This window comes from Streptomyces marianii (assembly GCF_005795905.1).
Taxonomy (GTDB): domain Bacteria; phylum Actinomycetota; class Actinomycetes; order Streptomycetales; family Streptomycetaceae; genus Streptomyces; species Streptomyces marianii.
Genome location: NZ_VAWE01000001.1, coordinates 223916 through 247389, shown reverse-complemented (window position 1 = coordinate 247389; position 23474 = coordinate 223916). Strand labels below are relative to the sequence as shown.

Here is a 23474-nt window from a genome sequence, read left to right as displayed (position 1 = left end):
GCGACGGACGGCGACCCTGCTGCTTGTGACCCCGTGGGGATCCGCGGTCGCTTCATCCCAGGACCGCGGTGAGCTCCGGGAGGTAGTCCGCAAGGAAGCCCAGGCTCGAGCGGGTGCCGTCGGCCGCGGCCGTGCACGTCGTGAACAACGGCGCCGCCGCCCTCGTCCCGGCGGCGACCGCGCTCGCCGCCGGGAGGGAGATCGTGATCAGCCGGGGGGATGGTGGAGATCGGGGACGGTTTCCGCCTTCCGGACCTGCTGGTGTCCACCGGAGCCCGGCTGCGCGAGGTAGGCACCACGAACCGCACCACCGTCGGCGACTACGCCGCCGCGGTCGGCCCTGGGACGGCCTTGGTGCTGAAGGCGCACCCCTCCAACTTCCGCATCACCGGATGCACCCGGACCGCCGACGCCGGGGACCTGACGCCCCTCGGCGTTCCGGTGGTCGTCGACATCGGCTCCGGCCTGCTCGGCCCACTCCCCGTGCTGCCGGACGAACCCGATGCCGAGACCCAGCTCCGGGCCGGTGCCTCCCTCGTGCGACCCGGCGCGGACGGGCGATCGCGGTCTGACCCTGGCCGTGGCGTGCAGGTCCCTGCGGCAGCGTCGAGGACGACGCTGCCGCGAGGCCGTACCCAGCCATCGGCCGGCCTGGGAGCCCAGATGGTGCGGCGCGGTGAGCTGCGCGCGCCGGTGAGTTCGTCCAGCGTCTCCGGACCGGGCGTTGAGGGCGGGAGAGCACGGCGAGGGTCCGGGTAGCGGACCGTGGCCGACGGGTGTGGAGTGGGAGGGGGCTGACGGTAGCGTCGAGGAAGACGCTACCGGGTACCCGGGTCGCGCAGCCGCCCGGACCAGGGACCAGGAAGGAATGAGGCGTCATGCCGGCAGGATCGAGCAGGAAGCGCGAGCGTCAGTACGAGCACATCAAGGAAGGTGCCGAAAGGCGCGGCGCTTCCGAGAGCCGTGCGAAGGAGATCGCCGCACGCACGGTCAACAAGGAAAGGGCACGGTCGGGGGAGGCGAAGTCCTCCAGCAAGACCTCTACGGGCGATCCGAAGTCCGCCTACCAGCGGGGCGGGGAGCGCTCCCACTCCGGCTCCCAGGGGCCCACGAAGGACCAGCTCTACGAAGAGGCCAAGAAGAAGAACATCGAGGGCCGCTCCAGCATGAACAAGGAGCAGCTCCGCGACGCCCTCGGCCGCTGATCGCCCTCGCCGACCCGGCAGACACCACGCGGCAGTCGGTCACCGTCCCCGCTTGTGCCGGCTTCCGCGCCGGGGGACGAGGACCCATGACCCACCACATGCGGAGCCATCACCTGGAGTTCCAGTTCCCCGATCGGCGGCCTGGCATGTGCCTGACCGGTTGGTCCGTCATGGCCACCGACGGCCCCGTCGGCACCGTCGACGACCGCCATTCCTGGACGAAGAACTGTGGGCAGGGAAGATGGCGCCCGTGTGCTGGCCGCTCAGTCCCAGGGCCTCAGCCTCTATGCACTCGCCGTGGAAGGCGGGCTGGCACAAGACCAGATCACACAAGCCGCCCTCTGGGCCGGCCGAGCCGAACCCCCGCACCCAGCTTCCGAATCTCCCTCGCGCTCGGCGTCGACTGGGCGCGAAACAGGTGTAGACGGGCCTGGCGGAAGCAGGCCGGCGAGCGCGCAGGGGGAGGGGCGTGGCGGGCCCCATTCTGCTCCCCCGAGGCCGGTCACCTTGTCAGTGGTCGTCCAGGTGGCCGCCGTGACGGGCTGACGTTGTCCGTCGTACGTAGTCCAGTTGCGCTGCGCTAGGAGGCGATGCTTCCGCGGGCCTCACAGTGCTGATGTGGGTGGTCGGCTCTTCTCCGCCCGTCCCGGCCGGTCGGGGAGGCGGGACCCCGGCGGCCACGTGGGCGTTGCTGCGTCCCAGGGGGAGGACGGCTCGGTGATGACGGCGTTCACGGTATCGGGGGCGCTCGCGGTGTCCGGGGGAGAGAGACGGTCGCGAGTCGGTGGGCTTGGGGTCCATCACATCGGCCATGCCCGTGTAGGCGTAACGATGACGGTTCATCGGAAAGAGTGATGTTCCGGCATCCGGTTCAGGCGTGGTCGCCCCGCTCGATATCAGTCGTATATGCCTGCGCGACGGCCGTGGCACAGGGGGTGGGTACGGGATGCGGCAGCTTCCCTTCACGCAGGGCGAACTGACACTCATGCACGAAGCGGGCCGGGAACGTTCCTGGCGCCGGGGCGAGACATTGCTGTCCGAGGGGTCGAGTCCGGACGACGTCATCCTGATCGGCGCCGGGCTGGTAAAGGTCGTGCGGCAGTCGCCGAACGGATACACCAGCGTGCTGGCTGTCCGGGGCCCCGGTGAGCTGCTCGGCGAGCTGTCCTGTCTCGACGGCCGGCCGCGGTCGGCGAGCGCCGTCGCCATGCAGCCGGTGACCGGGGTGTCCGTGCTCGCCGGCCGGTTCCTGCGGCTGCTGGAGGAGCACGGCGGACTGGCGCTCGCGGTCCTGCGGACCGTGGCCGGGCGGCTGCGCGACGCCGACCGCAGGCGGGCCGACCAGGGAGCCTACGCTGCCGGCGTCCGGGTGGCGCGGGTACTGGTGGAACTCGCCGTGTCCCACGGTGTCCCCGTGCCTGCTCCGGCCGGCGCGCTCGCCGTCGTCGTCACCCAGAAGGATCTTGCCGGGGCAGCCGGCACCTCGCGCGAGTCGGTGGTCCGCATCCTGCGGGACCTGCACGAGGAGGGCCTGGTCACCACAGTCCGCGGCCGGCTGCTCGTGACCGATCCCGAAGGGCTGGCGCAATGGGGTTCCGGCTGACACAGGTCCGGTGACACCCCGGAGTTGCGTCATATGACGCTGCGGACGGCACCGGGCACTCGATATCCAGATCACATCAACGGCGGGCGGCGGGGCCGGAAGGGGGCGTGTGCCACGGGCACCGTCACCGCCCCCACGGGCGCCGTGTACCGGGAGAAGAGGCTGACGGCACGTGGCAGTTAAACCGCAATACTTCAACATTCTGGTCGTCGACATAGAGAAGTTCGGCGCCCGGCCCAACCCCGTCCAGTCCTTCCTGCGCGACAGCCTGTACGGACTGATGGAGCGGGCGCTGGACGAGGCGGGGATCGACCGCCTCGGCGCCTCGCGGCCGTTTGACCGCGGCGACGGGATGTTCCTCCTGCTGCCGGGGTCGGTGGCCAAGACCGATCTGGTCGGTCCCTTCGTCGCGCGGCTGCGAATCGGTCTGCGGGCCCACGCGCAGACCAGCAACGCCACGGCAGCGCTGCGGCTGCGGGTGGTGCTGCATTCCGGCGAAGTCGGCTGGGACGGCCGGGGCTGGGTCGGCGAGGACCTCAACACGGCCTGCCGCATGGTGGACCACCAGCCGCTGCGGGACGCGCTGTCCGCCGCCGCGGACGCCCACCTGGTGCTGGGGATCTCCGACGCCTGGCATCGCGCCGTCCTGCGGCACGACTACCCGGAACTGGACACCGACTCCTTCCGGCCGGTCCGGTTCGACACCAAGGAGATCCACGACGCGACGGTCTGGGTCCGGGTGCCCGGATACGCCGTCCCGCCCGGACTCGACGGTGCCTCGCCCGCGGCGGGCCCCCCTCTCGTCGCTGTGGGCCGTGCCGAGGAGACCGCCCGTCCCGCCCCGCAGCACTCCTCGTCCACCCCGGCGGAGTGCACGGCGCCGGACCGCACCGTTAGGAGCACACATATGACCGCGGAACGATCCGACGACTACGAGCGCCCCATCGTCTACCAGAGTGGTGGTGTCGCCCAGCAGTACGTCGGCACGAACGACGGTGTCGTCACCCAGAGCGTGAACGGCGGGGACGGCCCGGCCGCCGACCCCGAACTACTCGCGCACGTCACCGCGCTGCGCCGGGCGCTGCGGGAGGCGCACGAGCGGCACGAGGTCGACGAGGAAACCTTCGAGGGCGCCTCGCACGCGCTCGACGAGGCCACCCGGGAGGCCGCCTCGGGCCCGTCCGGGCGGAACCGCTTCGTGCTCGCCCTGCGCAGTTTCCGGGGCCTGGTGGAGCCGGTGGCCGCTCTCGCGGCGGCCGCGGCCGCCGTCATCACGGCGGTGAAGGGGGCGTGACCATGAACGGCACACCGCACCGACAGGGCTTCTCCCCCGGGCCGGAGGACGGCCGCGTGCACCAGTCGGCGGCGCCCGGTGCGTCCGTGGGCGGACAACAGGCTGTCGGCGTCAACCACGGCACGGTCACCCAGTACGTCGTCCACCCCGACGCCACTCCTCAGGAACGGTTCGGCAAGGGGCGGCTGCTGCTCGACGCGGGTCTGCGGGCCCGCGCCGAGGAACTCATCGGTGAGGCGGTGGCCCAGCGGCTGAGCGGCACCGAGGTGCTCTACCGCTGGGCGCTGGCCATCGTCAGCCGCCGGGCAGTGGAGGACCTCACCACCGACGACATGGAGAAGCTTCACACCCTGGAGCACCTGCTGGGCGAGCGCCCGGCGGACTCGTACGGGCGGGCCGCACGCGTCGTCCTGCTGCTGCTGAACGAGGCCTTCGGCCAGGCGCCGGCCGATGTCGGCCCGGACGAGCTGGCCGCCCGCAGAGGCGACGCCGCCGCCAAGGCGATCGACTCGCTCCCGGAGGCCAGGCGGGTCGAGGTCCTCGACCACCTGCGGCACTTCCTCTCCGAGATCGTGCGCGAGCGGTTGGACGCGGAGGAGGCCGACGACATCCGCGCCCACCGGACGGACACGCGGCGGGCGGAGCGGGTACCGCTGTTCTTCGAGCCCGACCCGCTGTCGCCGCTGCAGATGCCGGCCGTCCTCATACCGGTCACGTTCCGGTTCAAGGCCATGCTGGCAGGCGGCGTCCTGCTGGTGCTGTCGGGCCTCGTCACCGGCGCCCCGACGATGTTCCGCGACTCGGCGGGCTCCGCGCTGGCGGCCCTGCTGCTGCTCGTGGGCGGCGGGGCAGCGGCGACGTGGTTCGGCGTCGACCGGGCGTGGCGGCGCGGCCGGGCCCGGCAGGAGGACGGCTGGAGGGCGAACGGCGGCCCGGCCACCCGCCGGTACGGGCAGGCCTATCCGGGGTCGGGTCCCGGCGGCCCCTCCCCGGCGCAGCTCGCGTTCGCCGCGACCGTCGACCAAATCATCAAAGGCCACTTCGCCCGGCAGGTCCGGTCCGGCGAGGACTTCGACGCCTGGTGCGCGGTCACCGCGGTCCCGAGGGCCGACCTGCTGGAGGAACTGAGCGACATGTACGGGCCGGACAACGACCCGTACGGACTGGACTGGCTGATCCGCAAGCACGCGCAGGACACCGCCGGACGATGGAGGGCCGGGCTGCTCACCGGCGGCCGCCGGCGGCGCGACGTCCCCCTCGCCGTGCACGCCGGGTTCTTCGGAGGGCTGCTGGCCCTGGCCGGAGGCGTTCTGACGGGCGGTTCGGCCGCCGCCGACCCTGTTGCGTTCCTTCAGGCCCTCGCGCTGTGGGCGCTCGGCGGGTACCTGGGCGTCAAGGGCGCCGCCGCGTTCCGCGGCGAACAGTTGCGCCGCGCCGTGGACCGTGAAGAGTTCCGGACACGCTGGGAGGGCGAGCAGCGAACGTTCGACGAGTGGCGCGCGTTCCTGGACGCCCACCAGCCGCACGACTGGGAGATGGGGCGCTGGCTCAACTACGACATGCGTCACCTGCGCCGTGAGGCACTGCACCACTACGAACTGCGGCCGCACCAGATCGTCTACGACTTCTTCGTCCTGGAGGCGGGTGAGGGTGCCCGGCGGGCCAAGGTGAGCAACGGCCCGGTGCGGTACTCGGTCTACCGGATCCGCCTCTACGTGATGACCGAGCGCGGTATCCGGCTCGCCACCTGGACCGTGGACTTCGCCGAGGGGACGCACCACGGCCGCTCGGACACCTCGCAGCGCTACGAGTCGATCTCGTCGGTCAAGGTGGACCGGAAGAGCGTGCAGCTGACCGATCGCCGGTCGGGCTTCCGGCAGGCCGTCACCGTTCTGCCGGACGGGTCGATCCGCGGCAACGCGGAGTCCGGTGAGCTGACACTGAGCGAGGAGCTGGTCATCGAGCGGGACAGCAGCCACGAGACGCGGTTGCTGGTGGAGAACTTCACCACGACCGAGCAGTCCTCCGCCGAGGACCTGTCGCACCTGCTGAGCCTGTCCCAGGAGGCGTCGGGGATCTCGACCGCCAGCCGCATCCTGGTCGCGGTGGCCGCAGAGGGAAGGGAGTGGTTCGACGAGCAGCGCAGGCGCAACAGCCGGTGCTTCGCGGAGACCAAGGAACGGTCGGCGAGCGCGGCCCGGGTACAGCGCCTGAGTACTCCCCTGAGCGGGCCCGCGACCGGAGTGCAGGCCCTGGAGGGCCGCGATCCGGCCGCCGACGCCTGACCCGGCGTCCCCGGCCGGCGGCGCGAGGGGAGTGCGGGCCCGGGCCCCGGCTGGCGCCGCTGCTCGATGCCGCCGGCCGGCAGCTTGTGCCCGGCCGCCGACAGCTCGGCGGCCTTGGCCCGCTCGTCGCGAGCAGGTCCAGAGCGGGCTCGAACACACCGCGTGTCAGGGCGCGTTCGCTGACTGCGGCGTTCCCGGGAAAGGTCATCCAACCGGTGAAGGCGGAGTCGCGCAGAGCCGTGCGGACGATCTCCGCGAAGTCAGGGTAGACGTCGGGCAGATCGGCGAGAACGGCCTCCTTCGCAGCGTCGACCCGCTCGCTGACGGTCAGGCCCTCCAGGAGCGGTCCCGCAGTCGTGGATCGCGGTCGCGGGCGGGGCGCCCGCCGCCGCCATGACGGAGGCGAGCCTGTCGGTGGTGTGTGCGTTGATCAGTCCGTCGGCCGTGGGCACGGCAATCCTCCTCGTCTGGCTCCCGACAGCGCAACTGGGCGCGTGCCGCTCGCCGGGGTGGGTAGCCCTGACTCAGTCCGCCCTGGTTGTCTACCTCGCCGCTTCCTCGGCGGGTCGCACGCGGCTCTGTCGGCCGTCGACGAGTTCGCCGACGAGCCGCTTCATGTGGTTCGGGGAGATGAGAGGGGCGTGGGTCCATCCCAGGTGGCCACTGTCGTGGAGGCGGAGGTCACCCTCGCGAAGGCGGCGGCCTCTCCTCGACTACTGCCATGAAGTCGGTGGGGCCGAGGGACGTGCCGTTGAGGTGGGGCGCCGTCATCGGCTCCCGCCGCAGCAGGCCCGGTGTTCTGGCCTCAAGGACGATCAATTACGGCTTGCCGCAGTGTCACCCTCATCAATGACGCTGCTCGGTCTCGTTCAGCACCTTGCTGAGGTGGAACGCAACTGGTTCCAGCGTGTATTCGCAGGTCAGGACGTGCCGCCGGTCTTCGGGGAAAACAACGTCGACGGATATGCCCTCCGACCGGACCGAGGGTTCGACGAGGCGACGGCTGTCTGGCAAGCCGAGGTTGCCCGACGCCGTGAGCTGATCGCTGACGCATCTCTGGACGATTCCGGTCGCCTGTCCGAACAGGAAGCGGGATTCGTCGGCGATCCGGGGGTTTCCCTGTGCTGGATCATGGTGCACATGATCGAGGAATACGCACGTCACAACGGTCATGCTGATCTCATTCGCGAGCAGATCGACGGAGTCACCGGCGCGTGAGATGTGCCTGCGCGGTCGCCAGGGACGGCCCGAGCCAGGTTGGTGATGCGGATGATGGAACACCTCGGCTTCCGCAACTCGACCATTGAGAAGTTTTCATCCTGATTCCGCAGGTCATGGGGCTGGTGTGAGGCTGCGGTAACGTACTCGCGCCGGTCAGGGGCGTGATCTTCTGCGGGAGATCGTCTGTCACCTGTGGACTTCGGTGTTCGCGAGGACGAGCAGGGCGCGCAGGAGGGTGGTGGCGTGCCGGGCGTTCATGCGGATCTTGGTCAGGAAGCGCCAGGACTTCAGGTTCGCGAAGCCGTGCTCGACGGCGGCGCGTTCGCGATTGAGCAGGTGGTTCGCTTCCTTCTCCGCGCCGGTGAGGCGGTGGGCGCGGGTGGCCTTGCGGCCGGTGATGATCACCGGGTCATCGGGATCGTCGTCCAGGCCGACGAGGCCGAGGTCGGCCAGGGCCCCGAGCCCGGCCTCGCGCAGATGGCCGGTGATCTTGTTGTGGCGTGCCGCGGTGATCTCGCTGGACCGGCCGGGCTTGGCCGCGGAGATCCAGATCAGGTTGCCCTTCTCGTCGGTCAGCGCGAGAAACAGCAGGCCATGGGCTTTGTGCTTGCCGGAGAAGTTCTTCCGGTTGTCCGCCCCGGTGCGGCGGCGAGTGTGCACGAGGGTGCCGTCCAGCAGCACTACGACGCCGCCGCTGTGGGCGATCTTCCTCAGCGCCCGGTCCAGCCGCGGGGGCGCGGGCGGACAGCAGGGTGAGGACTTCCAGCACCCAGCGGCGCACGGTGGAGGCGGAGAGGTGGTTGCCGCCGGCCATGTCGGTCAGGCGCTGGTCGTGCCGGAGCACGGCGAGCACGATCACCGCCTGGGCGCCCGGGGCGAGCTTGCGCCACCGGGTGCCCAGCTGGTTGCGTCGGCGGCGTATCAAGCCGGCGACGAGATCGATGGTCCGCTTCGACAGCGGGAGGCGGACCTGGTAGACAGCATCCTGAGGGCCTTCGGCGGGCTGGTTTTTCGTCACAGATTCACCAACTCCCGCTGGGGACCGTCTTGTTACGGCCGAAATCGGCTGGTCCGCCACTGCCCTGACCGGTCAGCGCGTCAGATAGCGTCCCGCGCCGGTCCGCGAGATCCAGCCCCGGTCGGCGAGTTTGCGCAGCTGCCCGCGAACCGGATCCACCTTCGCCGGTGTCGTCTCCCTGCCCAGCGCGACCGCGACGTCCTTGGCCGTCACCGGACCGTCCGAACTGGCCACGATCTCCATGATCCGCCGGTACTCCGGGGTGAGGACCTCCACCCCATGCCCTCGACACGGTCCGGCACCAGCCGCATCCCACCCGCACCCGGGCCAGCCACCACCGGCTCCGGCTCCGGCTCCGGCTCCGGCTCCGGCTCCGGCTCGATGATGCCGCACGGCTGTCGTCCGCCGTCGGTCGCCTCCGCCCACTGCCCGAAGACGACCTCGGCGGCCTCCAGCCGGGCCACCTCCACCTCGATCCCCGCCAATTCCTTGCGCAGCAGTTCAGCCCGCTCGGCCAGGTACATCCGCCGCTCGACAGTCCACGTCAGCACGTCCACGATGACGATCCCTCCCGCGGCCGAAGCTACGCGGCAAGCCGAAGCCCGCACCCGGGAACCGCGGAAGGCGCCCCTGACGGACGATCAGGTGCTACCGATCTCCGCTCCGACCAGCACGAGAACCCCATCGAGACGGCACGCCAGCACCGCTGACCAGCAGGAATCAGGATGACGGGTCCTCATTGGGGTGTCGAAGCTCAACGATCATGAGGTGGTCCGTGCCTGATCGATCATCTCCAAGTCACGAGAACGGACTGATCGCCCAAACTCTCCCGCAGCAACCCCGAAACCATGCCTGAACATCGGAAACTCAACCCTCACATCCGGAAAGACAACGGCTTCTCACCCAAGTGCCCTGGCGCGTACACACCTCCGGCCACCTCGACCGTCCTGGTCATGGCAAACTTCTCCCGCAGCGGGACTCCCGGTGATCGCCTTGCTTCAGCAACAAGTTGACCTATCAGGGCTCCCGTTGCGCCATTGACCAGGACTTGACCTGCCACTCAGGGTGCAAACGCAAGGGCGCTGACGTACCTCCATCCACAGTCACTCCACCGAGCCGCCGGCCAGACCGAACAGCGGAACCACACCCACCCTGTCAGCCGTCAAGTCCGCCGTGCCGCGTGGTGCGCGGCTCACCAGAGAAAGGAAGACCTGTGCTCATTTCCAGGAAGGCCCGAACCGGCTCATCCGGGCATCGGCTCATACCGTGGCTACTTGCCGTTCTGATGACGTTGGCGTTCTCCGTCCCAACATCCCAAGCGCGCGCCGCCGACGCCGGCAGCGCGGCCGACACCAACAGCCTCCTCGCCACGCTCTCCGGCAGCATCCCGACATTCCGGACGATCACAGGCAGAGACGGACGACTGATTGCCTACCCAGCTTCCGGATGGACCTTTGACGGGGGTCCTGACGGCCGCATGGTGGCGTTCCCCTATGGGTGGCGGACGATCACAGGCAGAGACGGACGACTGGTCGCCTACCCAGCTTCCGGATGGACCTTTGACGGGGGTCCTGACGGCCGCATGGTGGCGTTCCCCTATGGGTGGCGGACGATCACAGGCAGAGACGGACGACTGGTCGCCTACCCGCCTTCCGGATGGACCTTTGACGGGGGTCCTGACGGCCGCATGGTGGCGTTCCCCTATGGGTGGCGGACGATCACAGGCAGAGACGGACGACTGGTCGCCTACCCGCCTTCCGGATGGACCTTTGACGGGGGTCCTGACGGCCGCATGGTGGCGCTCCCCTATGACGGCAGCTGGCGAACGATCACAGGCAGAGACGGACGACTGATTGCCTACCCCTACAACTGGACTTTTGGCACAGGTAGTGACGGACGCATGATAGCGCTGCCCGACTTCGACAAATGGACGGGCAGTCAAGGATTCGACGGACGGATGATCGTCTATCCGCGTTCGGCTGTCAGCGGGACATTCGCCTTCAAGTTTCCGGACCCGGTGACGCAGCCCCTCTTGCAGGCTCTCTCGAGTAGTTTGGAATCCTCGCAGTTCAACGCCTTGGCGGTCGCTCTCTACAGTTCTCTCGACGATTGATGAGAGACTGCTGTGTCTTCTTCTGCGTGATCGCCTGACGGGGCACTGCTGCCTTGATGCGGCTGCTTCCGCGGGGTGATCGTCCGGTTGAAAACACAGGTTCCCGCCAGAGCCCGGCGACTGCCTGGATTATTCCGGTCCAGGGGTTTTGATCTCGGTGGTGGGCAGGGCTCCGTCAAGTTCCGCGGATGCGCGGGTGGTTGACGATCAGGGCCGGTAGGAACGGATAGCAGTGCAGGCACGAGGGTTCGTGATCATTGAGGACCCAGGGCTGTTTCAAAGTCCGAGTGATGGTGCGAAGTCGCAGGTCACGGCGGCGTGACGACTGTCGGTCGACCCGTCTCGCACACATCGAAGCTCCGGTTGGAGTGGGTGACCTCTCAAGTCGCCCTGCCGAACCGGAGCTTCGATGTGCCGTCAGTCTGCCAGCGTCTGCCTGATCAAGTCGCCCTCGCGTCAGCACCGTGCACTGCCGGGACTGCCGCAGCGGCTGGCGACGCTGGCCGATCCGCGGCACCGGCGCGGGAAGCGTCACCCGTTCGTGAGCGTGCTGCTGATCGCGTGTTCGGCCGTGCTGAGCGGAGCGCGTTCGTTCGCCGCGATCGGCCCGTGGGCCAGGAATGCCCCGCAGGAGGCTCTCGCCCGGCTCGGTGCCCGCGCCACCAGCGTGTTCGCCGTCCGCGTCGCGCCAAGCTCGGCGACCATCCGCCGGATCATCAACCGCACCTGTCCCGGCGGGCTTGCCGGCCCTGCTCGGCACGGACCCGGCCGGGTCCGACACCCTCGCGGTGGACGGCAAGAGCGCTCGCGGCTCCCGCCACGGTGACACCCCGGCCGCGCGTCTGCTCGCCGCTATGACCGGTGGCGGGCTGACCGTCACGCAACTGCGAGTCCCGGACAAGACGAATGAAATCACCTGCTTCGCCAGCCTGTTGGCACCGTTCGACCTGACCGGGGTGACCGTGACCGCCGATGCCCTGCACGCCCAGCGGGGCCACGCCCGCTTCCTCGTCGAGGACAAGAACGCGCACTACGCGCTGTGCGTGAAGAAGAACCAGGCCGGTCTCTACGAGCGGCTGCACACGCTGCCCTGGAGGGAAGTGACCGCGAAGTTCTACGATCGCACCGAGGGGCACGGCCGCAAGGAGACCCGCGTGGTGCAGGTCCTGACCGTCGATGGCCTCGACTTCCCGTACGCCGCACAGGTCGCCCGGGGCGTACGCCACCGCACCTGCCTGAAGACCGGTAGGCGCAGCCGCGAGACGGCGTACGTGATCACAGATCTGACCAGCCGGGAAGCCTCCCCGCAGCGGCTCGCGAAGATCATTCGTTCGCAGTGGGTCATCGAAATCCGGCTCCACTTCGTCCGCGACACCGCATTCCGCGAGGACGCCTCCAAGGCCCACACCGAGCACGGCCCGGAGAACATGGCCACCTTGCGCAGCTTCGCGATCAACTGCCTCCGTGCCGCCGGCCACCACAACATCGCCGCTGGACTCCGCGAGATGTCCTACGAGCCCTTCACCCGTCCCCTGACACTCCTCGGACCCCGCTGACCAGCACAGACGCGCGAACAGCCAGACTTTGAAATCGCCCTGATTGAGGACCCGTCATCCTGATTCCTGCTGGTCAGCGGTGCTGGCGTGCCGTCTCGATGGGGTTCTCGTGCTGGTCGGAGCGGAGATCGGTAGCACCTGATCGTCCGTCAGGGGCGCCTTCCGCGGTTCCCGGGTGCGGGCTTCGGCTTGCCGCGTAGCTTCGGCCGCGGGAGGGATCGTCATCGTGGACGTGCTGACGTGGACTGTCGAGCGGCGGATGTACCTGGCCGAGCGGGCTGAACTGCTGCGCAAGGAATTGGCGGGGATCGAGGTGGAGGTGGCCCGGCTGGAGGCCGCCGAGGTCGTCTTCGGGCAGTGGGCGGAGGCGACCGACGGCGGACGACAGCCGTGCGGCATCATCGAGCCGGAGCCGGAGCCGGAGCCGGAGCCGGAGCCGGAGCCGGTGGTGGCTGGCCCGGGTGCGGGTGGGATGCGGCTGGTGCCGGACCGTGTCGAGGGCATGGGGTGGAGGTCCTCACCCCGGAGTACCGGCGGATCATGGAGATCGTGGCCAGTTCGGACGGTCCGGTGACGGCCAAGGACGTCGCGGTCGCGCTGGGCAGGGAGACGACACCGGCGAAGGTGGATCCGGTTCGCGGGCAGCTGCGCAAACTCGCCGACCGGGGCTGGATCTCGCGGACCGGCGCGGGACGCTATCTGACGCGCTGACCGGTCAGGGCAGTGGCGGACCAGCCGATTTCGGCCGTAACAAGACGGTCCCCAGCGGGAGTTGGTGAATCTGTGACGAAAAACCAGCCCGCCGAAGGCCCTCAGGATGCTGTCTACCAGGTCCGCCTCCCGCTGTCGAAGCGGACCATCGATCTCGTCGCCGGCTTGATACGCCGCCGACGCAACCAGCTGGGCACCCGGTGGCGCAAGCTCGCCCCGGGCGCCCAGGCGGTGATCGTGCTCGCCGTGCTCCGGCACGACCAGCGCCTGACCGACATGGCCGGCGGCAACCACCTCTCCGCCTCCACCGTGCGCCGCTGGGTGCTGGAAGTCCTCACCCTGCTGTCCGCCCGCGCCCCCGCGGCTGGACCGGGCGCTGAGGAAGATCGCCCACAGCGGCGGCGTCGTAGTGCTGCTGGACGGCACCCTCGTGCACACTCGCCGCCGCACCGGGGCGGACAACCGGAAGAACTTCTCCGGCAAGCACAAAGCCCATGGCCTGCTGTTTCTCGCGCTGACCGACGAGAAGGGCAACCTGATCTGGATCTCCGCGGCCAAGCCCGGCCCGTCCAGCGAGATCACCGCGGCACGCCACCACCCTCCTGCGCGCCCTGCTCGTCCTCGCGAACACCGAAGTCCACAGGTGACAGACGATCTCCCGCAGAAGATCACGCCCCTGACCGGCGCGAGTACGTTACCGCAGCCTCACACCAGCCCCATGACCTGCGGAATCAGGATGAAAACTTCTCAATGCGGCGCTGGATCATTGGGCATCAGCGGCCGGTTCTGCGTCGTAGGGCTCGAATCCGATGTAGTCGAGGGGGTCCTCGTCGCGGCGTCCGAGCGGGGGCAGGCCCTCGGTCGCGAACCGGCCGCGCAGCCACTCCAGCAGGGTTTCGGTGAGGTCGGGGTTGAGCGGTGGGCCTTGGTCGGTATGGCGCGGTACGATGATCAATGGCCAGTCGTCCGGCGTGGCGCCTTCGGTCAGCCAACACAGTTGGTCGCCGTCGATGGAGTCGGCGAAGGGCAGGAATCCCCCGGGCTCGGGATAGACAGTCAGGGGATGATACTCAGGGAACTCGGCTCGCTGCCCCTGGTAGGTCTCCGCGTACCACCCGGCCCACGGTGCGAGCGCGTACTGGTCCTCGCCGAAGGGGACGTTGAAGCGCAGCCAGCCGCACCAGGAGCCGGCCCCGTAACGCTCCATCAGTTGTATGTACTCCCCGGGCAGACGTGTACCCAGTCGTGCGTACAGCCAGTCCCAGTTGTGCTTACCGAGCGCGGGTGTCTCCGGCGGCGGGACGAGTGACTCTGTTGCTGAATCCTTCAGCCGGCGAGTTGGTGGCTGAGGCGCTGCAGTCGGCTGGTGCGGGGCTTGCGTAGTGGGTTGGTGGTCCACCAGGCGTCGAGGCGGACGATGTTGAGGGCGGTGGCGGAGAAGGCGTGTTGGAGGGTGACTTTCGGTAGCCCGCGGTAGCGGGCCTGGCGGATGCCGGTGACGTCGAGGGCCTGGTTGACGGTGCTCTCGATGCCGGCGCGGAGGGCGTACTTGGCCCTCCAGGACTCGGTGTCCTGTTCGGTTCTGGCTGTGGTGGTGCGTTCGTGGAGTTCACGGGGACGCAGGGTGAGCATGCGGGTACCGCGGACCGAGCTGGTGCAGTTGGTCCGGGAGGGACAGGGACGGCAGTCGGCTCGGGCGAATTCGATCACGATGGCGTCTCGTCGGTGCTGGGTGACCGGGTACCAGCCGGCGCTGGTGGCCCCCTGGGGACAGTGGACCTGGCGGGCCTTCCAGTCGACGCGGAAGGCGCTCTTGGCGAAGCCCTCGGCGGCCTTGGCCTGCGGGGAGTGGTCGGCCAGGAGCGGGGTGACCATGCCGATGCCCCGGCCCGCCGCTTCCACGACCAGGTCGACGGAGGGGTATCCGGAGTCGAGGTAGTGCTCGCCCGGTGCGACCTGCCGCTCGGCCAGGTTCTGCTGGATGGGCGCGGTGGCCTTGACGTCCGGAACGGTCGCCTCGGTGGTGTGGACATCCGTGATCAGCCGTAATGGAAGCCTCACGGCTTCGGCTTCGGCTTCGGCTTCGGCTTCGGCTTCGGCTTCGGGGAGGGTGTCGCAGGTCTCGGTGAGGTGGACCTTGTATCCGAGCCAGAACAGGTCGTCGCCCTTGGCCGACCAGCGGGCGTCGGGGTCGTACGGGGAGGCCAGGCGGATATGGCCGGGCGGGACCCCGCTGTCGTCGGCGTCCCGCTTCTTGATCACCTCCCGTCCCCGGCCATCGGTACGGATGATGTAGGTCTGCACCATGACCTGCCGCAGGAGGGCCACCGCCTCGATCTCGCGGACCCACACCGGCGCGGTATCGGACCAGGCCGCCCGGCACAGGACCAGCGCGTCCTGGCCGAAGACCTGGGCAAGCCGGTCCCGCTTGGTCTTCGAGCCCGGCATCGTCCAGCCATCCACGCGCGGCCCGTAGCGTTCGGCGAACTCGGCGACGTCGATCACGCCGGCCAGCCAGGACGGCGCCGCCACCGCCAGCGCCTCCAGAGCGGCCCGCACACTCTCCCCGGCCAGCTCGGTCCGGTTCAGGTCACGGACCGCGCTGATCACATGGGTGGAGTCCGTGCGCTGCTTGCCACCGGCCTTGATCAGCCCGGCCTCGCGGCAGTGCTCGACGAGCCTGTCGAAGAGTGTCCGCTCCAGGCCGTGCCCGACCAGCCGGGCACGGAACTTCGACAGCGCGGAGAAGTCGAAGCCGGCATCGGAGAGCTCCGCGCCCAGCGCGTACTTCCACGACAGGCGATCCCGCGACGCGTCCGCCGCCTGCCGGTCGGTCAGGTTCTCCGTGAACTGCAGCACCGTCACCAGCGCGAGCAGGGCCGGAGACTGGGCGGGAGCCCCACGATCGGGAAACGCATCGGTGAACAACGCGTCGTCGAAAACCTCGGCAAGGTGGTCACGCACGCGCATGGGCAGGCTCCCACCAGGGAAGGCCGCACGGGCCGTTCTGGCCGTCTGTTCAGGAATGGACGGCAATCCCCCCGGCCGCATGGACACCGCGCCAACCCCCTGCGGCCGGAGCAGACAGAACGACCGCACCAACGATCATGCCGACCTGCCCGTGCCTCTGCAGGCAATTCAGCAACAGAGTCACGAGTGCGGTCAAAGTCTCCAGCCCGCTGCCTGTGGTGAGCGCCGCCCGCTGCTGAGCGGTTGGCTCCGGTCGCCGAGGCGGCGGTGTCCACGGGGTGTGCTCCAGGTCGGTCTGCATGCCACTTCGGGCGGCCACGGGGCGCATGCCGTCGGCTACGAGACGGGCCAGCGTCGGCACGAGCGGGGTCGCGAAGCGCCGCCAGGGGTCGCGGCCCGCGTTCTCGTCATCCTGACAGTGCATGACGACCGGCCACTGGTCGGGGTCGTCGGATGTTGTGGTGTCCCAGTAGAGGGTATCGGCGGTACGGGTGGCCCCGAAGGGAAGGACGCCCGGGGCGTCACGCCGAGTCTGCTGGACCCAGGCCCCGTAGTCGAACCAACCGCGGTTGACACATGGCATGTGAAGCCAGAGCCAGGCGCCAATGTCGAGTGGGCCGTACGCGGCGGCGATGGCCTTGTAGTGGGCGGGCAGGCTCGTCCCCAACCAGGACTCGACTGCCGCCCAGTCGACAGGTACGGCGTAGTCGGCCGGCGGATCGCCGAAGATCTCGGCGAAGGCGTTGACGTGCGGATCTGAAGCATTCACGGGTCTATAGACCTTTACCGGGAGCGAACGGGTGTCGACCGGGAGGGCGGGGAAGCACATGAGCTTCTCCCAACCTGCGCCAAGGACGGGGTGGTTGGGCTGACAATGTGGTGAAGCCCCTGGTAGACGAGTTTTCGACCAAGAGAACCGTCAACCAGAGGCTTCGCATGCTTGTCTACCCGTCGGGCGTCGACGTGTCCAGTTCTGCCCTACGCTTCCTGTCCACCGTCTGCGGCAGCACCGTCGCGCGATCGGCTCCCACTGGCGGCGTCCGAGCGCCGGCCGCCGGCGCCCCGGTACGCCTTGTCCGCCCAGCACTTCGCATCACCGCCCCTCGCCCTGCATCCGGCCAGCTCAGAGTGAGATGGAAAGAGCTCTTTGTCGGAGCGCCCGCCAAGTGGGCCGCCGGCGAGCCTGGGACGGTAGGCCGCCGGCGTGTTCACCCTCCCGCCCATGAAGCCTTCACGACGACCTCCGCCGGCAGAACGGGGGATTCGATGGTGTCGTCGCTGCGTCTGACCACGGTCAGCGCGACGCGTAGGACCTCCAGGGGGAGTCGACCAGCCGCTCGGTGTGGCCGCCGTCCGCCCATACGCGCGTGACGGGGCAATGCCGGTCGTGCAGACGGGCCGGCGGAGTCCGGCCCGAGTCCCGGTCGGTGACCGCGATCCGTGCTGACTGCGAACGGGATGGGCGCCTACGAGACCACTGCCGAGGAGCGCCTCGGCCGCATGTGCGGCGTCTGCCGCGGCCCTTACGGAAGTCTGACGCGATGCCTGTCCCGGCCTCTGTCGAGTGATCGGACTGGTGTTCTTGGTGCAGACGCGTACGGCCACCGCCTGCCGCGTCTCTGACCGTTCCGCGCTCCGGGAGTTCGAGATGACCGAGCAGCTTTCCATAGGCGCCGCGATACCGTCGCAGGCGCGCCGTACCGCCGATGACACTCTCCGTGATCATCGTCCCTCCGGCCCGCCCGCCCGGCGCCCCCCGTGGGATCCGGCCTTTCTGGCTCATCTGCCGAGGGATCAGGGGTGGCTTCTCCACCAGTTCGGCCAGGGGCCCGTCGCAGCGCCGTCGCACCCCTGTATCCACCATCCGGTCGAGGAGTTCGCCGCAGCCCTGCCCGACGCCACGGCCGCCGAGCACGAGGGCCGGTCGCTGACCTACGGCGAGCTGGACGCGCAGGCATGCCGGCTCGCCGCGCTGCTCACCGAGCAGGGCGTGCGCCCCGGCGACCGCGTCGGGCTGTTCCTGCGGCGGTCGCTGCCGATGCTGGTCGGTATCCTCGCGGTTCTGAAGACCGGTGCCGCGTACGTGCCCCAGGACGCGGAGCAGGCTCCAGCAGCACAGGTGGAGCACGTGGTCCGGACCGCCGGCATCACGGTGGTGCTGACCACTTCGGCCTACACGGAGAGGCTGGCGGTGCCCGCGGGGACCCGACTGGTGGCCGTGGACAAGGTATGCGAGGAGCCGCTGACCCGGTGCGCCCCCGGATTCCGGCCGCTGCGTCCCGTACAGCCGGATGACGTCTGCTACGTCCTGTTCACGTCCGGCACGACGGGGCGCCCCAACGGGGTCGCCGTCACCCATCGCAATGTGTGCAACCTGCTGCTCACCTCACCGGGAGACCTCGGGATCCGGCCTGGCTGGCGGGTCGGCCAGATCCTCAACATCGCCTTCGACATGGCCGCGTGGGAGATCCTCGGAGCCCTCGTCCACGGGGCCACCCTGGTCGTGCGCGGCACCGATACCGCGGCGGCGGTACGTGACGCAGACGTGATCATCGCGACGCCCAGTGTGCTCGCGACGCTCGACCCCGGTGACTGCGCACGGGTCCGCGTGGTGGCCGTGGCGGGCGAGCCGTGTCCGCGCACGCTGGCCGACACGTGGGCGCGTCGCTGCACCTTCTACAACGGCTGCGGCCCGACCGAGACGACCATCGTGAACACTCTCCAACGGCACTGTCCCACCGCGCCGTCGCTGACGATCGGCCGCCCCACACCCAACAACACCGTCTACATCCTCGACCCACGAGGAAGGCTCTGCGCCCCGGGGGAGGTCGGCGAGATGTGGGCGGGCGGTGACGGTGTCTCCGACGGGTACCTCTCGGCGCCGGACCTGACCACCCAGCGCTATGCGCCCGATCCGTTTCTCGGCGGCTCACGGCTGATGTTCCGCACCCGCGACCTCGGCCGCTGGACCACCGAAGGCGAGCTGGAGCACCTGGGACGTACCGACGACCAGGTCAAGGTCCGTGGATTCCGGGTGGAACTGGACGCGGTCTCCACCGTGCTGGAGTCGGTGCCCGGTTGCGAACGGGCCGTGACCCTCAAGACCGACGACCGCACCCTGATGTCCTTCGTGACACCCGCCGCGGTGGACGCGGAGGCGGCCCGCGCAGCCGTCGCCGACGCCCTGCCCTACTACTGCGTGCCCGCCGTCGTGCACCGTCTGTCCCACCTGCCGCAGACCGACCGCGGCAAGGTCGACAAGGCCGCGTTGCGCCGACTGGCCGGGCTGGGCGGCGCCGCATGACTGCCTCCGCCTCGCCCGCGCGGGCACGCGGTCAGCAGCACACCCCGGCCCCCGCGGAGTCCTCGGCCGGGCTTCCGGACCCGCTGCCGCCGCTGCGCCGCATGTTCAAGCATCCGCGCCTGATGCACTACAACCGGCTGATCGCCCTGGTCGTACTGGTCAACCTGGTCGTCGCGGGAGTTGCCGCGCCCGGCGGGACCGACCCGCGGACGTGCGCCGACGCCGTGCTGGTGAACCTGACCCTCACCATCCTGATCCGCCAGCAGTACGTCATCAACGCGCTGTTCCGGGTGGCGACCGCGGTTCCCGTCTCCTGGCCACTGCGGCTGCGCTGGACGCTCGGCAAGGTCTACCACTTCGGGGGCCTGCACGTGGGCGGGGCGCTGTGCGGCACCGTATGGTTCACGATTCTGCTGGTCCAGCTGGCCATGACGGGCGCGGATCCGGCACTGCTGGCCGTCTCCTCCGCTCTGGCGGTCCTGCTGGGCGTACTCGTGGGCACCGCCCTGCCGCCGCTGCGAGGCCGGTTCCACGACGCCTTCGAGCGGATCCACCGCTTCGGCGGCTGGGCGGCGCTCGTGCTGTTCTGGTGGCACACGCTGCTGCTCGTGCACGGGGACGGCCGTTCCGCGCTCACCGCTCCGCAGACCTGGTTGCTCGCGCTGGTGACGTTGAGCGTAGCCCTGCCGTGGCTGCGTCTGCGCAGGGTGCCGGTGTCGGTAGAACGGCCGTCGTCCCATGTGGCGCTGGTGAGCTTCGACCACGGGCACACCCCGTTCGCCGGCTCGTCGACGGCGATCAGCCGCCGTCCGCTCTGGGAGTGGCATTCGTTTGCGAACGTACCCACTCCCGGGCGCAGCGGCTTCCGCCTGACCGTGTCGCGAGCCGGTGACTGGACCGGCTCCTTCATCGACGACGCCCCGGAGCACGTCTGGGTCAAGGGCATCACCACGGCCGGTGTCGCGAACGTCGAGACGCTGTTCACGAAGGTGGTGTACGTGGCGACCGGCAGCGGAATCGGCCCGTGCCTGCCGCACCTGCTCGCTGCCGAGGTTCCCGCCCGTCTGGTGTGGGTCACGCGGTCCCCGCGGGAGACCTACGGCGACGCCCTGGTCGAGGAGATCCTCACCGCACAGCCGGACGCCACGGTCTGGGACACCTCTGAACGCGGCAAGCCGGACATGGTGCGGCTCGCCTACGAGACACGGCAGGAAAGCGGTGCCGAGGCCGTGATCTGCATCTCCAACAAACACGTCACCTGGCAAGTGGTCCACGGTCTGGAACGCCTGGGCATCCCCGCCTACGGCGCGATCTGGGACTCCTGAGCCTCAGGGAGGAGAAGTACACCGTGAACGAACGAAACCTGCACCACATCGTCGTCCAGCGACACGAGGCCGTGGTCACCGTCCGCCTGCACCGCCCGGCCGTGCGCAACGCGCTGAGCAGCGCGCTGCTGGACGAACTCCTCGGCACGCTCGCCCCGTTGGACACAGATCCGGAGGTCGGGTGCTTCATCGTCACCGGGTCCGACGGTGTGTTCGCCGCGGGCGCGGACATCGCGGAGATGGCCGATCGCTCGGCCCCCGACATGGCCAAGGAGGACTATTTCGCCCGGTGGGAGGAATTCGCCGCCCTGAAGACCCCGAAGGTTGCCGCAGTCGACGGCTACGCCCTGGGTGGCGGCTGCGAACTGGCGATGATGTGCGACATCGTCGTCGCCTCCGACCGCGCGGTGTTCGGGCAGCCCGAAGTCCTGCTCGGTGTCATGCCCGGGATCGGCGGGACGCAGCGGCTGACGCGTCTGGTGGGCCGGGCCAAGGCCATGGACCTCATCCTCACGGGGCGTCGGATGAGCGCCGAGGAAGCCGAACGCGCCGGCCTGGTCTCCCGGGTGGTGCCGACAAACGATCTCACAAGAGAGGCCGCAGCGATCGCCGCCACCGTAGCCGGCCTGGGCCGCGCCGCGGTGCGCGCGGCCCGCGAGGCCGTGGACCAGTCCCTGGAGGTAGGACTCAGTCACGGGCTCCGGTTCGAGCGCCGCTCCTTCCACGCCCTGTTCGCGACCGAGGACCAGAAGGAAGGCATGCAGGCATTCCTGCAGAAGCGCCCGCCCACGTTCACCGGGCGCTGACGAGCCTCTCAGGGTGCCCGCGCCGGCCGGGCACCGGAACAGTGAGGCGTCGGCGTCCCCCCGGAGTGTGGACACGGAGGTTCATACTGCGAGTGTGAGTGCATGTGCTGTCTGCTGTTGGTGTTCGAATTCGGCTGGTGAGGAGTAGTCGAGGGCGCTGTGGCGTCTGCGGGCGTTGTAGAGCCACTGGCGAACGGCCTTCCTTCTGGCGCACTTTGCCGCGCAGCTGGTCGTGGAGCTCGGCGAGCAAGCCTGTAGGGTCGCCGCCTGGGACCGGGCCCCGCATGGGTGCGTCGTGCCGGTGCCCGGGGAGCTGGTTCAGCGTCCCGCGAAGGTCGCGTGGCCGGGGCCGTGAGCCAGGAGGGATGCCGCACCTTCCTGCAGGTCCTGGGAGGCGACGATCTCGCCGGCGAGTGCGGGCATGGCGGTGTCCGCTGCGCCGACACCGCCGTCGGTGGTGAGGCTGATGAGTTGTTTGGCGGCGGCGAGGGCCCTGGTGGGACCCGCCGCAATCCGATGGACGTAGCGCAGTGCCTTCTCCTGCAGGTCTTCCTGGGGGAGGACTCGGTTGACGACGCCCCATTCGTACATGCGGGAGGCTGGATAGACGGTCCCGCCGTAGACGGCCTCCCTCGCCCGGGCGACGCCGACGCGAGCGGCCAGGCGTTGGGCTCCTCCGGCGAAAGGGAATCCGCCGATGGTGGCCTCGATCAGGCCGAACTGGGCGGCCTCGGCGGCCCAGATCATGTCGCAGCTCAGGGCGAGTTCCATCCCGCCGGCCAGGCAGAGCCCGTTGACCGTCGCAAGCGTGGGCACCGGAAGCCGCTCGAGGCGGGTGAACGCCGGCAGATTCTCCAGGATGGCTGCCTGCGCTTGCTCGGCGGAGAGCCCCTGGAAGACCCGGACGTCCGCACCCGCCGAGAAGTGCTCGCCATCGCTGCTCACCAGGAGGGCACGCATGGGCGTGTTGGCCGAGACCGCCTTCTCGGCCGCCGCGACCGCCTTGGTGAGATCGGCGACCAGCTCGGGACCGAGGAGGTTGAGGGGGCCGTCGTCGAGGACGATCCGGCCGATGTCACCGCTCTGCTCGAAGTGCACCTTCACGTGATCTCCATTCTGAGTCCTGAAACCGGACTCAGTTATAGCTGGGTCTGGTTTTGGGACGCAAGGGGTAGCATCGAGGTCATGCGATCCACTGACATCGGCACGGAGTCGTGCTCCATCGCGCGTTCCGTGGCGCTGCTCGGGGACAGGTGGACACTGATCGTGCTGCGGCAGGCGTTTCTCGGAGTCCGCCGTTTCGAGGACTTCAGGTCCAGTCTCCGCGTCAGTCGCACCTTGCTCTCGCAACGTCTCGGTGCCCTCGTCGAGGCGGGGATCCTCGAACGCCGGGCGTACCGGGACGCTCGGCGGACGCGGGAGGAATACCGGCTGACCGAGAAGGGGCTGGACCTGTATCCGGTGCTCATGGCGCTGCGTACATGGGGGGACAGGTATATGGCTCCTGACGGTGCACCCGTTGTGTACCGGCACCGCGACTGCGGGGGGGCAGCGGAGATCCGCCACGTCTGCAACCATTGCGGTCAGGACCTGACGGCGAGGGACGTCGCCCCTCTGCCCGGCCCGGGAGCCCTTGCGGAGCAGTAGACGGAGACCGCCACGCGGGTGAGTTCGTCCGTGCCACCCCTCCCGGACGAGGGCACGTCGCGCCGTGGTTCAGGCAGCGGTCAGCCCGCCCCGCTCAAGGCCCTGTTCGCGGTTCTGCCGACGAAGCCGCCGCCGCTCGTTCTTCTCCGACGAGGTCAACGCGCCGGCCGGGTTCTCGTCTCGGCCGGTGTCATCCTGGCGGACCCGGTTCCGAAGGCTCTTCGGACTCACGCCGAGCTCCCGGGCCACCACCGTCACGGTCCGGCCCGAGGGGCGGGGCAGTGCGACCACGTCCCGCCTGGACTCGGCGGGGTACCGCTCACTCGTGTTGCTCTCGCTGACTGCCTGGCACTGTGTCCTCAGTGGGCCATCGGCCCCGATGTCAGGTTGTCCGGCTCGGCGGGAGAACTTCAACG

The 23474-nt window shown here is 69.5% G+C and carries 22 protein-coding genes and 2 pseudogenes; 16 read left to right on the top strand and 8 right to left on the bottom strand.

Annotated elements, in window-relative coordinates; translation table 11 throughout:
* Positions 1–107: 107 nt before the first annotated feature.
* From FEF34_RS01095 to FEF34_RS01065, 6 genes and pseudogenes are all read left to right on the top strand, one after another.
* Positions 108–555, top strand: a pseudogene (locus tag FEF34_RS01095) (L-seryl-tRNA(Sec) selenium transferase); the annotation flags it as partial.
* A gap of 323 nt (positions 556–878) precedes the next feature.
* Positions 879–1205 carry a plasmid stabilization protein gene (locus FEF34_RS01090; RefSeq protein ID WP_138051449.1) on the top strand — a complete coding sequence of 109 codons (327 nt, stop codon included), beginning with the start codon at positions 879–881 and terminating at the stop codon, positions 1203–1205.
* 946 nt (positions 1206–2151) lie between these two features.
* Positions 2152–2808, top strand: a complete 657-nt coding sequence (locus tag FEF34_RS01085) for a Crp/Fnr family transcriptional regulator (RefSeq protein WP_234042201.1) — start codon at positions 2152–2154, stop codon at positions 2806–2808.
* Positions 2809–2980: 172 nt separating this feature from the next.
* Positions 2981–4102, top strand: a complete 1122-nt coding sequence (locus tag FEF34_RS01080) for a hypothetical protein (protein ID WP_138051448.1) — start codon at positions 2981–2983, stop codon at positions 4100–4102.
* Between the two features lie 2 nt (positions 4103–4104).
* A complete protein-coding gene (locus tag FEF34_RS01075; RefSeq protein ID WP_138051447.1) occupies positions 4105–6387 on the top strand; it encodes a hypothetical protein in 2283 nt (760 codons plus the stop codon).
* Positions 6388–7017: 630 nt separating this feature from the next.
* Positions 7018–7605, top strand: a complete 588-nt coding sequence (locus tag FEF34_RS01065; protein ID WP_407698334.1) for a DinB family protein — start codon at positions 7018–7020, stop codon at positions 7603–7605.
* A gap of 189 nt (positions 7606–7794) precedes the next feature.
* On the opposite strand, the gene FEF34_RS42365 is transcribed toward FEF34_RS01065, so the two are convergent.
* The 3 genes from FEF34_RS42365 to FEF34_RS40965 all read right to left on the bottom strand — a co-directional run bounded on the left by FEF34_RS42365 (position 7795) and on the right by FEF34_RS40965 (position 9183).
* On the bottom strand, positions 7795–8268 hold the full coding sequence (locus FEF34_RS42365) for a transposase family protein (RefSeq protein WP_234042200.1): 474 nt from the start codon (positions 8266–8268) through the stop codon (positions 7795–7797).
* 430 nt (positions 8269–8698) lie between these two features.
* Positions 8699–8860 carry a hypothetical protein gene (locus FEF34_RS01055; protein WP_171052773.1) on the bottom strand — a complete coding sequence of 54 codons (162 nt, stop codon included), beginning with the start codon at positions 8858–8860 and terminating at the stop codon, positions 8699–8701.
* The gene (locus FEF34_RS40965; protein WP_171052774.1) at positions 8836–9183 is read right to left on the bottom strand and encodes a hypothetical protein; all 348 of its coding nucleotides are present in this window, start codon (positions 9181–9183) and stop codon (positions 8836–8838) included. The genes FEF34_RS01055 and FEF34_RS40965 overlap by 25 nt, the downstream gene beginning before the upstream one ends.
* Positions 9184–9839: 656 nt before the next feature.
* On the opposite strand from FEF34_RS40965, the gene FEF34_RS01045 reads away from it, so the two are divergent.
* The 6 genes and pseudogenes from FEF34_RS01045 to FEF34_RS42355 all read left to right on the top strand — a co-directional run.
* Positions 9840–10739 carry a hypothetical protein gene (locus FEF34_RS01045; protein ID WP_138051445.1) on the top strand — a complete coding sequence of 300 codons (900 nt, stop codon included), beginning with the start codon at positions 9840–9842 and terminating at the stop codon, positions 10737–10739.
* 409 nt (positions 10740–11148) lie between these two features.
* Positions 11149–11565 carry a transposase family protein gene (locus FEF34_RS42360; RefSeq protein ID WP_234042199.1) on the top strand — a complete coding sequence of 139 codons (417 nt, stop codon included), beginning with the start codon at positions 11149–11151 and terminating at the stop codon, positions 11563–11565.
* A complete protein-coding gene (locus FEF34_RS01040; RefSeq protein ID WP_234042198.1) occupies positions 11480–12295 on the top strand; it encodes an ISAs1 family transposase in 816 nt (271 codons plus the stop codon). Before FEF34_RS42360 ends, FEF34_RS01040 begins: the two co-directional genes overlap by 86 nt.
* A 226-nt stretch (positions 12296–12521) precedes the next feature.
* The gene (locus FEF34_RS40960; protein ID WP_171052774.1) at positions 12522–12869 is read left to right on the top strand and encodes a hypothetical protein; all 348 of its coding nucleotides are present in this window, start codon (positions 12522–12524) and stop codon (positions 12867–12869) included.
* On the top strand, positions 12845–13006 hold the full coding sequence (locus FEF34_RS01030) for a hypothetical protein (RefSeq protein WP_171052773.1): 162 nt from the start codon (positions 12845–12847) through the stop codon (positions 13004–13006). The genes FEF34_RS40960 and FEF34_RS01030 overlap by 25 nt, the downstream gene beginning before the upstream one ends.
* 409 nt (positions 13007–13415) lie before the next feature.
* Positions 13416–13547, top strand: a pseudogene (locus FEF34_RS42355) (IS5/IS1182 family transposase); the annotation flags it as partial.
* A 222-nt stretch (positions 13548–13769) separates the two neighbouring features.
* On the opposite strand, the gene FEF34_RS01020 reads toward FEF34_RS42355, so the two are convergent.
* The 3 genes from FEF34_RS01020 to FEF34_RS01010 are packed head-to-tail and all read right to left on the bottom strand — an operon-like array spanning position 13770 to position 16745.
* Positions 13770–14405, bottom strand: a complete 636-nt coding sequence (locus tag FEF34_RS01020) for an SMI1/KNR4 family protein (protein WP_325063610.1) — start codon at positions 14403–14405, stop codon at positions 13770–13772.
* Entirely contained in the window at positions 14333–16057 is a 1725-nt protein-coding gene (locus FEF34_RS01015; protein WP_138057202.1) for an IS1182 family transposase, read from the bottom strand. The genes FEF34_RS01020 and FEF34_RS01015 overlap by 73 nt, the downstream gene beginning before the upstream one ends.
* On the bottom strand, positions 16026–16745 hold the full coding sequence (locus tag FEF34_RS01010) for a hypothetical protein (RefSeq protein ID WP_138051442.1): 720 nt from the start codon (positions 16743–16745) through the stop codon (positions 16026–16028). Before FEF34_RS01010 ends, FEF34_RS01015 begins: the two co-directional genes overlap by 32 nt.
* A gap of 879 nt (positions 16746–17624) precedes the next feature.
* Here FEF34_RS01010 and FEF34_RS01005 point away from each other — a divergent pair.
* From FEF34_RS01005 to FEF34_RS00995, 3 genes are read left to right on the top strand one after another with little or no spacing between them, the layout of a single operon-like run.
* Positions 17625–19280 (top strand): amino acid adenylation domain-containing protein, encoded by a 1656-nt coding sequence (locus tag FEF34_RS01005; RefSeq protein WP_138051441.1) that lies wholly within the window; start codon positions 17625–17627, stop codon positions 19278–19280.
* On the top strand, positions 19277–20605 hold the full coding sequence (locus tag FEF34_RS01000; protein ID WP_407698246.1) for a ferredoxin reductase domain-containing protein: 1329 nt from the start codon (positions 19277–19279) through the stop codon (positions 20603–20605). The genes FEF34_RS01005 and FEF34_RS01000 overlap by 4 nt, the downstream gene beginning before the upstream one ends.
* Before the next feature lie 23 nt (positions 20606–20628).
* Positions 20629–21411 carry an enoyl-CoA hydratase-related protein gene (locus FEF34_RS00995; protein WP_407698245.1) on the top strand — a complete coding sequence of 261 codons (783 nt, stop codon included), beginning with the start codon at positions 20629–20631 and terminating at the stop codon, positions 21409–21411.
* A 318-nt stretch (positions 21412–21729) separates the two neighbouring features.
* Here the strand turns inward: FEF34_RS00995 and FEF34_RS00990 are convergent, their stop codons facing one another.
* Positions 21730–22515, bottom strand: coding sequence for an enoyl-CoA hydratase/isomerase family protein (locus tag FEF34_RS00990; RefSeq protein ID WP_171052771.1), 786 nt, complete (start codon positions 22513–22515; stop codon positions 21730–21732).
* An 81-nt stretch (positions 22516–22596) separates the two neighbouring features.
* Between FEF34_RS00990 and FEF34_RS00985 the strand changes: the two genes are divergently transcribed.
* Positions 22597–23058, top strand: a complete 462-nt coding sequence (locus tag FEF34_RS00985) for a winged helix-turn-helix transcriptional regulator (protein ID WP_138051439.1) — start codon at positions 22597–22599, stop codon at positions 23056–23058.
* 69 nt (positions 23059–23127) lie between these two features.
* Here the strand turns inward: FEF34_RS00985 and FEF34_RS43580 are convergent, their stop codons facing one another.
* On the bottom strand, positions 23128–23472 hold the full coding sequence (locus tag FEF34_RS43580; protein WP_267905168.1) for a transposase: 345 nt from the start codon (positions 23470–23472) through the stop codon (positions 23128–23130).
* Positions 23473–23474 lie beyond the last annotated feature (2 nt).